Consider the following 13,951-nt stretch of genomic DNA (forward strand, 5'->3'; position numbering starts at 1 on the left):
CCCGCGTGCATGCCGCCCATCCAAGCGGGTCTTGCGGACAAGGCGGGCTTTTCTTTCGTTTGCCGCGCCCCCGGGCTTCTATGCTCACAGCCTTCATTGCAACAGGGCAGCGTTTGGCTGCTGACGCTCATGACATCTCGCCCGGCATCGTCGTCCTCCTCCTCCAGCTCCTCCCTCAAGTCTTGGCTGAGCCTGGCCGCGGGCGCTGTTCTGCTCGGCTTGGGCGGTTGCGCCAGCGTCAAGCAAGCGCCCGCCGGCGAAGACGCCTCCGTCAAGCGCTTCGAAGCGCCGGCCGGCCTCTCGCGCATTTATATCTACCGCAACGAATTCCTGGGCACCCTGGTCGGCCTGGACCTCAGCGTGGACGGCCAGGTGGCCGGCACCACCAAGGGCAAGACCTTTGTCATCGCCGATGTGCCGCCGGGCGAACACGAAATCGTCTCCAAGGGCGAAAACACCCACCAGCTCCGCATCAGCACCCAGATCGGCCAGCCCAGCTTCGTCTGGCAAGAGGTCAAGATGGGCCTGCTCAGCGCCGGCTCACGCCTGCACGCGGTGGACGCCGCCACGGGCCGGGCCGGCGTGAACGAAAGCAGCTTGGTGGACAGCCCGTTGATGCGGGGGGTGGCTGCTGCTGCTGCTGCTGCTGCTGCTCCTGCTCCTGCTCCAGCTCCAGCTGCTCCGGCGAGCGAGAAATCGGCTCCGGCAGCCCCCGTTGCTGCGCCTGTGCCAGCACCCGCGCCGGTGACGATGCCGGCGGCGTCTCCAGCGCCGGCCCAAGCGGCGGCTCCCGTGTCTGCGCCCGTAGTTCAGAAAGCGGTGCCGGTCGCAGCCCAGCCTCTGGCACCCGCCAGCAAGCTTGCGCCGAGCCGCTATGAATTCGAGGCCGAACGGGTGGCCATGGAACGTGGCTGCCGTGGCGCCGGCGGTGTGCGTCCGAGCGCACGTCTGGTCGCGCGTGAAGGCCATGTGGAAAGTTTCGAGATGTCTTGCGCGCCGCTGCGCGTGCGCTGCGACACGGGCATGTGCGGGGTCATGGACTGAGCTTGCACCCGGGGTGGTCGTGCTCCGGGGCTTTGTGCGCAGCGTGCCCGGCTCTTCGGGCAGCTGTGCAATAGTCTCGCCATGCACGACCTCAGCCCTTCGCCCTCCTCAGCTTCTTCCCCCCACATCGTCAAGGGCGCCTGCCCGCACGACTGCCCTGATACCTGCGCCTTGCGCATCACGGTCGACCAGGGCCGGGTGATCAAGATCCAGGGCGCGGCGGATCATCCGAGCACCCACGGGGCGCTGTGCACCAAGGTCTCGCGCTATGCCGAGCGCACGTATCACGAGGAGCGGCTGCTGCAGCCGCTCAAGCGGGTCAGCCGCAAGGACGAGGCGCCGCGTTTTGAGCCGGTCAGCTGGGCTGAGGCCCTGGCCGATATCTCGGCGCGGCTGAAGACCATTGCCGCACGTGACCCGCAGGCCATCCTGCCCTACAGCTACGCGGGCACCATGGGCTTGCTGCAGGGCGAGGGCATGTCGGCGCGCTTTTTCAACAAGCTGGGCGCCTCGCAGCTGGAGCGCACCATCTGCGCCTCGGCCGGCGCGGCGGCGCTGAATGCGACCTACGGCCACCGGGTCGGCATGCACCTGCCTTACTTCGCCGAGAGCCGCCTGATCCTGATCTGGGGCAGCAACTCGATCGCCTCCAATCTGCATTTCTGGACCTACGCGAACAAGGCCAAGCGCGAGGGCGCCAAGCTGATCTGCATCGACCCGCGCAAGACCGAGACAGCCGACAAATGCCACCAGCACATCGCCCTGCTGCCCGGCACCGACGGCGCCCTGGCCTTGGGCCTGATGCATGAGCTGATCGCTCATGACTGGCTGGACCACGACTACATCGCCCGCCATGTCGATGGATGGGAGGAGCTGAAGGCCCGCGCGCTGAATTGGCCGCCCGAAGTGGTGGCCGAGGTCTGCGGCATCACGGCCGAGGAGGTGCGCGGCCTGGCGCGCGACTACGCGCAAACATCACCGGCGGCCATCCGCCTCAACTACGGCATGCAGCGCGTGCGCGGCGGCGGCAATGCGGTGCGCCTGGTGGCCCTGCTGCCTTGCCTGACCGGCGCTTGGCGTTCGCGCGCTGGCGGCCTGCTGCTGTCCAGCTCGGGCTGGTTTGCGCCTTTCAAGAACATGGCCGCGCTGGAGCGGCCCGAGCTGCTGGCCGGCCGCCAGCCGCGCGTGATCAATATGAGCACCATCGGCGACGATCTGCTGCGCGAGGCTTCGCCCGAGTTCGGCCCCAAGATCGAGGCGCTCATCGTCTACAACAGCAACCCGGTGGCGGTGGCGCCAGAGTCGCCCAAGGTGGTGAAGGGCTTCCAGCGCGAGGACTTGTTCACCGTGGTGCTGGAGCATTTCATGACCGACACGGCCGACCTGGCTGACTATGTGCTGCCGGCCACCACGCAGCTGGAACATCTGGATGTGCACACCAGCTACGGCCACACCGATGTATTGATCAACGAGCCGGCGATTGCGCCCATCGGCGAGGCCAAGCCCAACACCCAGATCTTCCGTGAGCTGGCCGCGGCCATGGGCTTCGAAGATGAGTGCTTCCGCGAGAGCGACGAGCAGCTGGCCCGCCAGGCCTTCACCGCTGAGATCGATTTCGAGGCCTTGCGCGCCCAGGGCTGGCAAAGCCTGCCGCTCAAGGAGGCGCCGTTTGCCGAGGGTGGCTTCCCCACGCCCAACGGCCGGGCGCAAGCGGCCGGCGCGGACTTTGTGGCCAATTACGAAAGCCGCCGTTCCAGCCCCGAGCTGGCCGCGCGCTACCCGCTGGCCATGATCTCGCCGCCGGCGCGCAACTTCCTCAACTCCAGCTTCGTCAACGTCAAGAGCTTGCGTGACATCGAGGGCGAGCCCCTGGTCGAGCTGCATGCTGAAGACGCTGCGGCCCGCGGCCTGCAGGACGGCGCCATGGTCCGGGTGTTCAATGACCGGGGCAGTTATCTTTGCCGTGCCCGTATCAGCCCGCGCGCGCGGCCCGGGGTGGTCAACGGCCTGGGCGTGTGGTGGCGCAAGCTCGGCGCCGGTGGCAGCAATGTCAACGAGGTGACGCATCAGCGCCTGACCGATCTGGGCCGGGCTCCGAGTTTTTATGACTGCCTGGTCGACGTGGTCGCTGCCTGAGATGCTGAAGCGCTGGCGCTGGTGGACCTTCGGTGCGCTGGGCGCCGGCTTGGCGCTCTCGCTGGGCGGCTGCGCGCAGATCGGCTATCTGGGCCAATCGGTCGGCGGCCACCTGCGCCTGGTTGCGGCGGCCAAGCCGGTGGAGGACTGGCTGGCCGACCCGGAGCTCAAGCCCGCCCTGCGCGAACGCCTGCAGCAGAGCCAGCGCATGCGCGACTTCGCCGTGAAGCAGCTGCACCTGCCCGACAACAACAGCTACCGCCGCTATGCCGACCTGGGCCGCTCGGCCGCGGTCTGGAATGTGGTGGCCACGCCGGAGCTGAGCCTGACGCTCAAGACCTGGTGCTTTCCCATCATGGGCTGCGTCGGTTATCGCGGTTACTTCAATCAGGCCGAGGCCGAGGCCTATGCCGCCGAGCTGCGCGCGCAAGGCCTGGAGGTCATGGTCTACGGCGTGCCGGCTTACTCCACCCTGGGCTGGAGCCGGCTCTTGGGCGGCGACCCGCTGCTCAACACCTTCATGAGCTACCCGGAAGCGGAGCTGGCCGGGCTGATCTTTCATGAGCTTTCGCACCAGGTGGCCTATGCGGCCGACGACACGCAGTTCAATGAGTCCTTCGCCACCGCTGTCGAGCGGCGTGGTGCCCTGGCCTGGCTGCAGGCCCAGGGCGGCAGCGCCGAAGGCCAGAACTACCTGAAGCGCCAGGCGCGGCGCGAGCAGTTCCGCACCCTGACTGGCGGCTACCGCGCGCGGCTGGGGGCGCTTTTTTCGCAGCCGCTCACCGATGAGGCCAAGCGCGCGGCCAAGGCGCAGCTGATGGCCGAGCTGCGTGTGGACTACGCGCGCCTGAAGGCTGAGTCCTGGGGGGGTGACAGCGGTTATGACGGCTGGTTCACGCGCGCCAACAATGCCAGCTTTGCCCTGCTCTCGGCCTACACCGAATTGGCGCCGCAGTTCGAGGCTTTGCTGGACCGCGAGGGCGGCGACTGGCCGCGTTTCTATGCTGCTGTGAAATCCCTGGCCGAGCTGCCGCTGGCGCAGCGGAGAATGCGCCTGCAAGACATCAAGAACACTGGAGAGTGAGAGAACACACCATGGCTGACATCCGCATTCACCGTGACCATGCCCTCGGGCTCAAGCGTGCCCGCGAGATCGCCTGGGCCTGGGCCGAGCAGGTCGAAGAAAAGTTCGACATGGAGTGCACGGTGCTGGAAGGCAAGACCAGCGACACCGTCGAGTTCACCCGCTCCGGCGTCAAGGGCGAGTTGATCGTCACCGCCGATCACTTCGAGCTGCACGCCAAGCTGGGCCTGCTGCTGGGCGCCTTCAAGTCCACCATCGAAGGCGAGATCCAGAAAGAGCTCGACGGACTGCTGGCCGCAGGCGCTACCGACAAGAAACCAGCGGGCAAGAAAAAGCCGGCTTGAAGCCGGCCCGCAAGACCGAGCCAGCATGAGGCTGGCTCGTAGTTCCGATCACTGCAGCGATTCGATCAGGTCGATATAGCTTTGCATGGCCTCATCTTGGGTCTGACCCTTGAGCTCGTTCCATGCGTCCCACTTGGCGCGGCCGACCATGTCGGTGAAGCCGGGGCGGCTGCCGTCGACATCACCGCTGCTGCCTTGCTTGTACAGGGCGTACAGCTTCAGCAAGGTCATATTGTCCGGGCGCTCGGGCAGTTGCTTGGAGGCTGCAACAGCGGCTTCGAATTGATCTTTCAGGCTCATGGTGTCTCCTAGATGGCTGTGGGTGCCGACTGAACTGGTAACAATCGGGATGGACGCCGACGATGTTACCCAGCATTGTCTGGGCGAGACACTCTAAATCCTCAAGGAGACTGCATTGGCCCACGCGACGGAACGCATGTCCAAGGTCGACACCGCCTGGCTGCGAATGGACACGGAGTCCAACCTGATGATGATCGTCGGGGTCTGGATCATCCGGCCGGGCATCAGCCTGGCGGCCTTGCGTGAGCGCGTCGAGGCGCGGCTGTTGCAGTACGGGCGCTTCCGCCAGAAGGTGGTGGAAGACGCCATGGGTGCGCAGTGGATGGAGGACGACGATTTCGACATCGCCCGCCATGTGCAGGCCGAGGAGTTGCTGCCACTGCGCGGCCAGAGCCGGCAAGATTGCCTCAAGGGCCGTGTCGGTGAGCTGGCCGCCGAGCCGCTGAACCCGGCGCATCCGCTCTGGCAGTTCCAGCTGATCGAGGACATGGGCGATGGCACGAGCGCCCTGGTCGCACGCATCCACCACTGCATCGGCGACGGCATCGCCCTGATCGCCGTGATGCTGTCCATCACCGACGGCGGCAAGGCGCCGCCGAAGCGCTTGCAGCAGCCGCGTGACGACCAGGACTGGTTGACCGATGCCTTGCTCAAGCCCATCAGCGCCATGACCATCAAGGCCATCCGTGTGGCCGGCGCCGGCATGGCCAAATCGGTGGACACCTTGATGCAGCCGCACCACCCGCTCGACAGCTCCATGGACATGGCGCGCATGGGTTATCAGGCGGTCAGCGATGTCGCGGCCTTTGCGCTGATGTCCGACGATTCGCCGACCCGGCTCAAGGGCAAGCCTGGCACGCAAAAGCGTGTGGCCTGGGACGAGGGCCTGCCCTTGGACGCCGTCAAGGCGGTGGGCAAGGCCCTGAACTGCTCGATCAACGATGTGTTGCTCAGCTGCGTGGCCGGTGCGATGGGGCGTTACTTGCAGGCCAAGGGCGAGGACGTGGCCGGCAAGGAGATCCGCGCCATGGTGCCGGTTAATCTGCGGCCGATGGAAAAGGCCTACCAGCTGGGCAACCGATTCGGCCTGGTTCCGCTGGTGCTGCCCATCGGTATCGAGAACCCGGTCGAGCGCCTCTATGCCGTGCGCTCGCGCATGCAGGACTTGAAGGGCAGCTTCCAGCCGGTGCTGGCCTTTGGTCTGTTGTCGGTGGCTGGCTTGTTGATCAAGCCGGTGCAGCACGCGATGCTGAACATCTTTGCCAAGAAGGCGACGGCGGTCATGACCAATGTGCCCGGCCCGGCCGAGGCCTTGCACTTCTGCGGCTCGACGGTGGAGCGGGTGATGTTCTGGGTGCCGCAGTCGGGCGATATCGGTGTTGGTGTCAGCATCCTGACCTATGCCGGCCGCGTGCAATTCGGCCTGATCACCGACAGCACTTTGTGCCCGGACCCCGAGGGCATCATCGAGCAATTCGCCCCGGAGTTCGACAAGCTGCTTACCCTGGCCTTGATGTTGCCTTGGGGCGAAGAGGGTGCTGATTTGTAGGTCGGCTCGTTGGACCGGAAACGGCACATAGCAGCCGAATGCAAAAGGCAACCACAGAGGCACGGAGGCACAGAGAAATTCAAAGCTGTATTGGTTTTAGCTCTGTGCCTCTGTGCCTCCGTGGTTGCATTTGAATTTCCGCTTCGTGCCGATTGCTCACTATCGTGTACCAAAAGAAAAAGCGCGCAAGTGCCCTTGGGAACTGCGCGCCTTCTGAACCGCAAGCGCCCTCTGGGCGCTGCGATCACTTCTTGTTGACTTGGTCAGCCAGGTTGGGCTTGATGTTGGGCTTGATGCTGCTCGGACGGCCGGCGGCGGTCGGGTAGGCGTTCATGACGCGGGTCGGGTCCACGCTGGCCAAGTAGGCGTTGTACTGCTTCTCGGTGCAGCCAATGGTCTTGCCGGCTTGCTTCTCGCCGCGGTACTCGCCCTTGCGGTAGACGAATTGGTACTCGGCTGCGGCTTGTGCCGGCTCGATGCTGGACTGGTACTTGGACGCGCATTCCACGCGCAGTGCGGTGGCTTCGGGCGACTGGGCCCAAGAGGCTGCGGCCAGGGGGGCGAGGATCAGGGCAATCAGGGTGCGCTTCATGGTGGGTCAACCTTTTCGTGTCGGGGTGAGGTGAAGTCCGCGGGCCCGGTCAAGCTGCTGGCTCGAAGGTGTCCGCCTCAGGTGTCACAGCTTAGCCAGCCTGCCTGCGAAAATCCATCCGCGAGTGCGGGGGGAGGCGGCTTACCATCCAATTGAAAGCGTGCGGTTTTCCACGCTTTTCAATCGCTTCACCGCCGCATTCATGTCTCTGACTCAGTCTTCCAGTTCCTCGCGGGCCATCTCGACATCGAGCAACTCCATGGCGTCCATGGGCTCGCAGGCCGCGGCATCGGCGTAGAGGCTTTCGGCCTCCTTCATGCGCTTGTCGCCCTCCAGCATCACCAAGCCGTTGGCGCGCTCGATCATGGCGATGGCGCTGCTGGGGTTGAGCTTGATGGCGGCCTCAAACATCTTCAGGCCGGTGGCGGTGTCCGCGCCCTGGGTCTTGCCCAGCAGCTTGCCGACCTTGTCGATCACCTCGGCGTGGAAGGCGCCCAGGGCGATGTGGGCGTCGGCATGCTTGGGGGCCAGCTCGATGGTTTTCTCGAGCGCGTTCTTGACCTTGCTGCCCAGGCCTTGGGCCAGGGCCTTGGCCACGCTGATGCCCTGGCCGTAGCGGCCGATGGCATAGGCCTGCCAGTAGTAGGCGGCCGGGTTCTTGGGTTCTTCCTGTTGCTGGGCGTCGGCGCGCTCGGCCACTTCCAGGAACATCTCGAGCTTGGTCTTCTCTTTCTTTTCCAGGTAATTGGCGTAGATGGCCTGGGCCTTGTTGGCCACGGTCAGGCCCGCGCCACCGGCAGCCAGGCCGGCCTCGTAGGCCTTCTGGAAGTCGCCGGCGTGGAAGTGAATCCAGGCCTCGACCACGGCCGCGTCCTTGGGCCAGGGTTCGGCGTCGCCGGCATGCAGGCGGGCCCATTGCTTCTTCAGGCTGGCGGCGCTGTACTGGAAAGCGCTGTTGTCATGGGGGAAAGCGGTCCACTTGGCCATGGTGCGGCGTCCTTCAGGTTTGGTACTGGTTGGCAAGGGCGAAGAGGTGATCCTTGGAGGCCGGCTCCAAGTAAGGCAGCAGCAGGCTCAGCACATGGAAGGCGCCGCGCATCAGGGCGGCACCGGCCTGCTCGGGCTCCAGGGCGTGGCGCGGGTCGCGCACATATTCGAAACTGAGCCAGTAGCTGAGCAGCACGACCATGGAGTTGGCGGTCGGCCCGGCCTCGCGCAGCGCCATCTCCAGCGCGCCGCCTTTTTGCAAGCCGGCCAGCACCGCACGCATGGCCTGGTTCTTCTGCGTCAGCACGTTCTGGAAATGCATCTCCAGGCGGCGGTTCTTGGACAGCAGATCGTTCAGATCGCGGTAGAGAAAACGGTGCTTCCAGATCAGCTCGTAGAGCATGTGGAAGAACAGCCAGGCGTCCTCGACATTGCGCACATTCTCAGCCGCCACCAGCAAGTCGCCCAGCTCCCGCTCATAGCGGTTGAAGAGCGCATTGATCAGCTCGTCCTTGGCCGGGTAGTGGTAGTAGAGGTTGCCGGGGCTGATGCCCAACTCGGCGGAAATCAGCGTGGTCGAGACATTGGGCTCACCAAAGCGGTTGAACAGGTCCAGCGTGACTTCGAGAATGCGCTCGGCGGTCCGGCGTGGCGGCTTTTTTGTGGCCATGTAAAGGTTGTCTCCTGCTTTGGCTGATTCTGGCATCAAGCAGCGGGGGCGCTCTAGAGTTTGACTACAAATGAGGGCAGCTGGCTGCTGAAAACCCTGGGCCAGCGGATTCAGTTCTTGCTTCCTACAATGTCGGCCATGCAGCCATCCGCTTCCTCAGCTTCTCCAAATGGCGGGCCCTCGGTGCCCGCCATTTCATTTCAGAACGTCTCCAAAACCTACCGTGGGGGTCAGGTCAGGGCTCTGGACGGAGTGTCCTTTGACATCGCACAGGGCGAGTTCTTCGGCCTGCTGGGCCCCAACGGCGCCGGCAAGACCAGCTTGATCAGCATCCTGGCCGGCCTGGCCCAGGCCAGCGGTGGCAGCGTCAAGGTCATGGGTCATGACGTGGTGACGGATTACGCCGCGGCGCGCCAGGCCCTGGGCATCGTGCCGCAGGAGCTGGTCTTCGACCCTTTCTTCAGCGTGCGCGAGGCACTCAAGATCCAGAGCGGCTATTTCGGTGTGCGCAACAACGAGGCCTGGATCGACGAGTTGCTGGAAAACCTCGGCCTGGCCGACAAGGCCCACGCCAACATGCGCCAGCTCTCCGGCGGCATGAAGCGGCGCGTGCTGGTGGCCCAGGCGCTCGTGCACCGGCCGCCGGTAATCGTGCTCGATGAGCCCACCGCTGGCGTTGACGTGGAGCTACGCCAGACCCTGTGGCAGTTCATTGCCCGCCTCAACCGCGAAGGCCACACGGTGCTGCTGACCACCCATTACCTGGAAGAGGCCGAAGCCTTGTGCGGCCGCCTGGCCATGCTCAAGCTCGGCCGCATCGTGGCGCTGGACCGCACCTCGGACCTGCTCAAAGGTCGCGCCTCGACCATGCTGCGCTTCAAGACCGATGCTGCCCTGCCGGCCTCGCTGCAAGAGCAGGCCCGCACCACCGGCCGCATCGTGCAGATCAAGGCCCATGACGCGGCCGAAGTCGAAACCGTGCTGGCCACACTGCGCGCGGCGCAATGCCCGATCGAAGACTTGGAGATCGGCCGCGCCGACCTCGAAGACGTGTTCCTGGAAATCATGCAACAAGAAGGGAGCGCGGCATGAGTGGCGGCGGTGGAATTCAATTGAAGGGCGCCGGCACGCTGTTCTACAAAGAGGTGCTGCGCTTTTGGAAGGTCAGCTTTCAGACCGTGGCTGCGCCGGTGCTGACGGCCGTGCTCTACCTGCTGGTCTTCGGCCACGTGCTGGAAGATCACGTCAAGGTCTACGGCACGGTGGGTTACACCAGCTTCCTGATCCCGGGCCTGGTGATGATGAGCGTTTTGCAGAATGCCTTTGCCAACTCTTCGTCCAGCCTGATCCAGAGCAAGGTGACCGGCAACTTGGTGTTCCTGCTGGTGACGCCGCTCTCGCACTGGGCCTGGTTTGTGGCCTATGTGGGCGCCTCCATGGTGCGCGGCATGGCGGTGGGCTCGGGTGTGCTGTTGGTGACTTTCTGGTTCGCGCCGCCCGGGGTGGCCAACCCCTTGTGGATCGTGCTGTTCGCCTTGCTCGGCGCGGCCATGATGGGCACGCTGGGCCTGATCGCCGGCCTCTGGGCCGAGAAGTTCGATCAGCTGGCCGGCTTCCAGAACTTCATCATCATGCCCATGACCTTTCTCTCGGGCGTGTTCTATTCGGTCAACTCGCTGCCGGCTTTCTGGCAGGGCGTCAGCCATCTGAACCCGTTTTTCTACATGATCGATGGCTTCCGCCACGGCTTCTTCGGCGTCAGCGATGCCTCGCCTTGGTTGAGCTTGGCGGTGGTGGGCGGCAGCTTCTGTCTGGTGGCTGCGGTGGCGCTGGAACTGCTGCGGCGCGGCTACAAGATCCGCTCCTGAAACTGCGCTGCTGCGCTTGAAACTAGAATCGAGGGCTTATGGCCGACCCAACACCCGCTGAAGTCCAGCAATACATCGCCGCAGGCCTGCCCTGCGAGCACCTGCACGTCGAAGGCGACGGGCGGCATTTCTTCGCCACCATCGTGTCCTCGGAGTTCGAGGGACTGAGCCGCATCCGCCGTCACCAGCGCGTGTACGCGGCACTGGGTGAGCGCATGCGCGAGCAGATCCACGCGCTGTCCATGAAGACCCACACCCCGGCCGAGCATGCCGCCACTGCGGCGGCATCGCAGCACCATCACGCCTGAACCGGCATCCGCAACAAATCTTCTGGATTGAGATGCGGGTGGCGGTGAGACGCCCCACCCAGGTGAATCTCACGGCCGTCCGCTGAATCCCCAGATTCAGACCCACCAAGGACCGACGCCCATGATGATCACCCTGGCACTCTCCAAAGGCCGCATCTTCGAAGAAACCCTGCCGCTGCTGCAGGCCGCTGGCATCACCGTGCTGGAGGATCCGGAGAAATCGCGCAAGCTGATCCTGGCCACCAACAGCCCAGAAGTGCAGGTGGTGCTGGTGCGTGCCAGCGATGTGCCCACCTACGTGCAGTACGGCGGCGCCGATCTCGGCGTGGCCGGCCGCGATGTGCTGATCGAGCACAACCATGCCCTGGGAGGCAACTCCGCCGGCATGTACCAGCCGCTGGATCTGAACATCGCCCGCTGCCGCATGAGCGTGGCGGTGCGCGATGACTTCGATTACGCCCGCGCCGTCAAGCAGGGCTCGCGCATCCGCGTGGCCACCAAGTACACCGAAATTGCCCGTCAGCACTTCGCCGACAAGGGCGTGCACGTGGACCTGATCAAGCTCTACGGCTCCATGGAGCTGGCGCCGCTGACCGGCCTGGCCGATGCCATCGTCGACCTGGTCTCCACCGGCAACACGCTCAAGGCCAACCGCCTGGTCGAGGTCGAGCAGATCATGGACATTTCCTCCCGTCTGGTGGTCAACCAGGCCGCGCTCAAGCTCAAGCGCGAGCCACTGCGTCGCATGATCGACGCCTTTGCTTCTGCCATCCCGAAGTGAGAACGCCATGTCCCTGCAACTTCGTCAACTGAACACCGCCAGCGCCGATTTCGAAGCCGAGTTCCAGCGCGTGCTGCACTGGTCGGCCGAGGCCGACGCCGCCATCGAGGGCCGGGTGGCCGAGATCCTGGCCGATGTGCGCGCGCGTGGTGATGCCGCCGTGCTCGAGTACACCGCCCGTTTCGACCGGCTGCAGGCCGCCAGCGTGGCCGAGCTAGAGCTGAGCCGCGAGGAACTGAAGGCCGCCTTCGAGGCCATCAGCCCGGCCCAACGCAGCGCGCTGCAAGCCGCTGCCGCCCGGGTGCGCAGTTATCACGAGCGCCAGAAGGCCGCCTGCGGTGAAAGCTGGAGCTACCGCGACGAAGACGGCAGCCTGCTGGGCCAGAAGGTCACGCCGCTGGACCGCGTGGGCATCTATGTGCCCGGTGGCAAGGCCGCCTACCCGAGCAGCGTGCTGATGAATGCCATCCCTGCCCAGGTGGCCGGCGTGCCCGAGATCATCATGGTGGTGCCCACGCCCGGCGGCGAGAAGAACCCGCTGGTGCTGGCTGCAGCCTATGTGGCCGGTGTGCACCGAGCCTTCACCCTGGGCGGCGCCCAGGCCGTGGCGGCCCTGGCCTATGGCACGGCCACGGTGCCGCGCGTGGACAAGATCACCGGCCCCGGCAATGCCTATGTGGCCAGCGCCAAGAAGCATGTCTTCGGTCAAGTGGGCATCGACATGATTGCCGGCCCCAGCGAGATCCTGGTGTTGGCCGATGGCTCCACGCCGCCGGATTGGGTGGCCATGGATTTGTTCAGCCAGGCCGAGCATGACGAGCTGGCGCAAAGCATCCTGCTCTGCCCCGATGCCGCCTACATCGACCAGGTGGCCGAGGCGATCGAGCGCCTGCTGCCCACCATGCCGCGCCAGGCCATCATCCGCGCCTCGCTGGAAGGCCGCGGCGCGCTGATCCAGACGCGCTCGATGGAAGAGGCCTGTGAGATCAGCAACCGCATCGCGCCCGAGCATCTGGAAGTGTCCAGCCGCGACCCGCATCGCTGGGAGCCGCTGCTGCGCCATGCCGGGGCCATCTTCCTGGGCGCCTACACCAGCGAATCCTTGGGCGACTACTGCGCCGGCCCCAACCATGTGCTGCCCACCTCGGGCACGGCGCGCTTCTCTTCACCTTTGGGCGTCTACGACTTCCAGAAGCGCAGCAGCCTGATCGAGGTCAGCGAAGCCGGTGCGCAAAAGCTGGGCCCGATCGCGGCCGAGCTGGCCTATGGCGAAGGCTTGCAAGGGCATGCGCGGGCGGCGGAGCTGCGCTTGCGCAAGTAGCCAGCGAGCCTGCCGTCAGCGGCTTGTGGCAGAGTGCAGCGTCTGCCCATCGCCGCCTGTGAGCCAAAGGCCTTGTTCTTGCTGCCTCGCCGCCAAGTTCTGTTCAGCGCTTTGTCCGCTCCTTTGCTGGTGCGGGCGGCAGCGCCGCCGCTGCGGGTGATCTATCCGCGGCCGATGCGTGAGATCGACCCCAGCACCTGGTACCCGCTGCAACTGCTCAAGCTGGCGCTGGCCGCCAGCGGCGTGGCCTGCGATTTGCAGCCCTCGCGTCTGGTGACAGTGCAGAGCCGTGCCTTGATGGAGCTGCAGCACCAGCGTGACAGCATCGACATCGTCTGGACCATGAGCAGCGCTCAGCGCGAGCAGGATTTGCTGCCCATACGCATCCCCATCTTCAAGGGCCTGTATGGTTGGCGCTTGTTCCTGGTTCGGCGCGGCCAGGAGCAGGCCATGCGCGAGGTGCGCAGCCTGGCCGATCTGGCTGAGTTTGTGATGGTGCAGGGCCACGACTGGCCGGACACCGAGATCATGCGGGCCAATGGCCTTCAGGTCGTCACCGGTTCGTCCTTTGATGCCTTGTTCAGCATGTTGCGGCTGAACCGGGGTCAGGCTTTTCCCCGTTCGGTGCTTGAGATCGACTGGGAGCAGCGCAGCCATACCGACAGCTTTGTGGTGGAACCCCATCTGGCGCTGCACTATCCGGCCGCCATCTACTTTTTTGTACGCCGCGGCAATCAGCGCCTGGCCCATCTGGTCGAGCAAGGTCTGCAGCGCATGATCGCCAAAGGCAGCTTTGAGCAGCTGTTCCAGCAGTACCACCGCAGCATCTTGGCCGGCCATGCCCTGGGCTCTCGCCGGGTGATCGAACTGCACAACCCTTTGCTGACGCCCGAAACGCCTTTGCAGAACAAGGCGCTCTGGTTGCAGCCCTGAATGGAGTCAGCCAGGGCAGGCGCGTCGATCTAGG

At 65.1% G+C, this 13,951-nt stretch carries 15 protein-coding genes; 11 read left to right on the plus strand and 4 right to left on the minus strand.

Annotated elements, in window-relative coordinates; genetic code table 11:
* Positions 1-129: 129 nt before the first annotated feature.
* The 4 genes from LNV23_RS19715 (at position 130) to LNV23_RS19730 (ending at position 4,608) form a co-directional block, all read left to right on the plus strand.
* Complete coding sequence (locus LNV23_RS19715; RefSeq protein WP_263564561.1) at positions 130-1,044, plus strand: DUF2846 domain-containing protein; 915 nt, start codon at positions 130-132, stop codon at positions 1,042-1,044.
* 81 nt (positions 1,045-1,125) lie between these two features.
* On the plus strand, positions 1,126-3,180 hold the full coding sequence (locus LNV23_RS19720) for a molybdopterin-containing oxidoreductase family protein (protein ID WP_263564562.1): 2,055 nt from the start codon (positions 1,126-1,128) through the stop codon (positions 3,178-3,180).
* 1 nt (position 3,181) lies between these two features.
* Positions 3,182-4,264, plus strand: coding sequence for an aminopeptidase (locus LNV23_RS19725; RefSeq protein WP_263564563.1), 1,083 nt, complete (start codon positions 3,182-3,184; stop codon positions 4,262-4,264).
* Positions 4,265-4,275: 11 nt separating this feature from the next.
* Complete coding sequence (locus tag LNV23_RS19730; protein WP_263564564.1) at positions 4,276-4,608, plus strand: polyhydroxyalkanoic acid system family protein; 333 nt, start codon at positions 4,276-4,278, stop codon at positions 4,606-4,608.
* Positions 4,609-4,656: 48 nt separating this feature from the next.
* On the opposite strand, the gene LNV23_RS19735 is transcribed toward LNV23_RS19730, so the two are convergent.
* On the minus strand, positions 4,657-4,908 hold the full coding sequence (locus LNV23_RS19735) for an acyl-CoA-binding protein (RefSeq protein ID WP_263564565.1): 252 nt from the start codon (positions 4,906-4,908) through the stop codon (positions 4,657-4,659).
* A 136-nt stretch (positions 4,909-5,044) separates the two neighbouring features.
* On the opposite strand from LNV23_RS19735, the gene LNV23_RS19740 reads away from it, so the two are divergent.
* Positions 5,045-6,457: a wax ester/triacylglycerol synthase family O-acyltransferase gene (locus tag LNV23_RS19740; protein WP_263564666.1), complete on the plus strand. Its 1,413-nt coding sequence runs from the start codon at positions 5,045-5,047 to the stop codon at positions 6,455-6,457.
* A gap of 244 nt (positions 6,458-6,701) precedes the next feature.
* Here the strand turns inward: LNV23_RS19740 and LNV23_RS19745 are convergent, their stop codons facing one another.
* The 3 genes from LNV23_RS19745 to LNV23_RS19755 all read right to left on the minus strand — a co-directional run bounded on the left by LNV23_RS19745 (position 6,702) and on the right by LNV23_RS19755 (position 8,706).
* Positions 6,702-7,049 (minus strand): hypothetical protein, encoded by a 348-nt coding sequence (locus LNV23_RS19745; RefSeq protein ID WP_263564566.1) that lies wholly within the window; start codon positions 7,047-7,049, stop codon positions 6,702-6,704.
* Positions 7,050-7,262: 213 nt separating this feature from the next.
* Positions 7,263-8,036 (minus strand): tetratricopeptide repeat protein, encoded by a 774-nt coding sequence (locus tag LNV23_RS19750; protein ID WP_263564567.1) that lies wholly within the window; start codon positions 8,034-8,036, stop codon positions 7,263-7,265.
* 13 nt (positions 8,037-8,049) lie between these two features.
* On the minus strand, positions 8,050-8,706 hold the full coding sequence (locus LNV23_RS19755; RefSeq protein ID WP_102768003.1) for a TetR/AcrR family transcriptional regulator: 657 nt from the start codon (positions 8,704-8,706) through the stop codon (positions 8,050-8,052).
* Positions 8,707-8,889: 183 nt separating this feature from the next.
* Between LNV23_RS19755 and LNV23_RS19760 the strand changes: the two genes are divergently transcribed.
* The 6 genes from LNV23_RS19760 (at position 8,890) to LNV23_RS19785 (ending at position 13,917) form a co-directional block, all read left to right on the plus strand.
* A complete protein-coding gene (locus LNV23_RS19760; protein ID WP_263564667.1) occupies positions 8,890-9,798 on the plus strand; it encodes an ABC transporter ATP-binding protein in 909 nt (302 codons plus the stop codon).
* A complete protein-coding gene (locus LNV23_RS19765; protein ID WP_263564568.1) occupies positions 9,795-10,574 on the plus strand; it encodes an ABC transporter permease in 780 nt (259 codons plus the stop codon). The genes LNV23_RS19760 and LNV23_RS19765 overlap by 4 nt, the downstream gene beginning before the upstream one ends.
* 38 nt (positions 10,575-10,612) lie before the next feature.
* Complete coding sequence (locus LNV23_RS19770; protein WP_263516852.1) at positions 10,613-10,882, plus strand: BolA family protein; 270 nt, start codon at positions 10,613-10,615, stop codon at positions 10,880-10,882.
* A gap of 124 nt (positions 10,883-11,006) precedes the next feature.
* Positions 11,007-11,663, plus strand: coding sequence for an ATP phosphoribosyltransferase (hisG, locus tag LNV23_RS19775; protein WP_263517160.1), 657 nt, complete (start codon positions 11,007-11,009; stop codon positions 11,661-11,663).
* A gap of 7 nt (positions 11,664-11,670) precedes the next feature.
* Complete coding sequence (gene hisD, locus LNV23_RS19780) at positions 11,671-12,984, plus strand: histidinol dehydrogenase (protein ID WP_263564569.1); 1,314 nt, start codon at positions 11,671-11,673, stop codon at positions 12,982-12,984.
* Positions 12,985-13,056: 72 nt separating this feature from the next.
* Positions 13,057-13,917, plus strand: coding sequence for a substrate-binding periplasmic protein (locus LNV23_RS19785; RefSeq protein ID WP_263564570.1), 861 nt, complete (start codon positions 13,057-13,059; stop codon positions 13,915-13,917).
* The last annotated feature ends 34 nt before the right edge of the window (positions 13,918-13,951 follow it).

This window comes from Kinneretia sp. DJ1R-11 (genome assembly GCF_025717595.1).
Taxonomy (GTDB): domain Bacteria; phylum Pseudomonadota; class Gammaproteobacteria; order Burkholderiales; family Burkholderiaceae_C; genus Paucibacter_A.

What these genes read in the sequence shown, in the direction of transcription:
- LNV23_RS19715 (WP_263564561.1), top strand. Translation starts at nt 130, where the DNA reads ATGACATCTCGCCCGGCATCGTCGTCCTCCTCCTCCAGCTCCTCCCTC.
- LNV23_RS19720 (WP_263564562.1), top strand. Translation starts at nt 1,126, where the DNA reads ATGCACGACCTCAGCCCTTCGCCCTCCTCAGCTTCTTCCCCCCACATC.
- LNV23_RS19725 (WP_263564563.1), top strand. Translation starts at nt 3,182, where the DNA reads ATGCTGAAGCGCTGGCGCTGGTGGACCTTCGGTGCGCTGGGCGCCGGC.
- LNV23_RS19730 (WP_263564564.1), top strand. Translation starts at nt 4,276, where the DNA reads ATGGCTGACATCCGCATTCACCGTGACCATGCCCTCGGGCTCAAGCGT.
- LNV23_RS19735 (WP_263564565.1), bottom strand. Translation starts at nt 4,908, where the DNA reads ATGAGCCTGAAAGATCAATTCGAAGCCGCTGTTGCAGCCTCCAAGCAA.
- LNV23_RS19740 (WP_263564666.1), top strand. Translation starts at nt 5,045, where the DNA reads ATGTCCAAGGTCGACACCGCCTGGCTGCGAATGGACACGGAGTCCAAC.
- LNV23_RS19745 (WP_263564566.1), bottom strand. Translation starts at nt 7,049, where the DNA reads ATGAAGCGCACCCTGATTGCCCTGATCCTCGCCCCCCTGGCCGCAGCC.
- LNV23_RS19750 (WP_263564567.1), bottom strand. Translation starts at nt 8,036, where the DNA reads ATGGCCAAGTGGACCGCTTTCCCCCATGACAACAGCGCTTTCCAGTAC.
- LNV23_RS19755 (WP_102768003.1), bottom strand. Translation starts at nt 8,706, where the DNA reads ATGGCCACAAAAAAGCCGCCACGCCGGACCGCCGAGCGCATTCTCGAA.
- LNV23_RS19765 (WP_263564568.1), top strand. Translation starts at nt 9,795, where the DNA reads ATGAGTGGCGGCGGTGGAATTCAATTGAAGGGCGCCGGCACGCTGTTC.
- LNV23_RS19770 (WP_263516852.1), top strand. Translation starts at nt 10,613, where the DNA reads ATGGCCGACCCAACACCCGCTGAAGTCCAGCAATACATCGCCGCAGGC.
- hisG (WP_263517160.1), top strand. Translation starts at nt 11,007, where the DNA reads ATGATCACCCTGGCACTCTCCAAAGGCCGCATCTTCGAAGAAACCCTG.
- hisD (WP_263564569.1), top strand. Translation starts at nt 11,671, where the DNA reads ATGTCCCTGCAACTTCGTCAACTGAACACCGCCAGCGCCGATTTCGAA.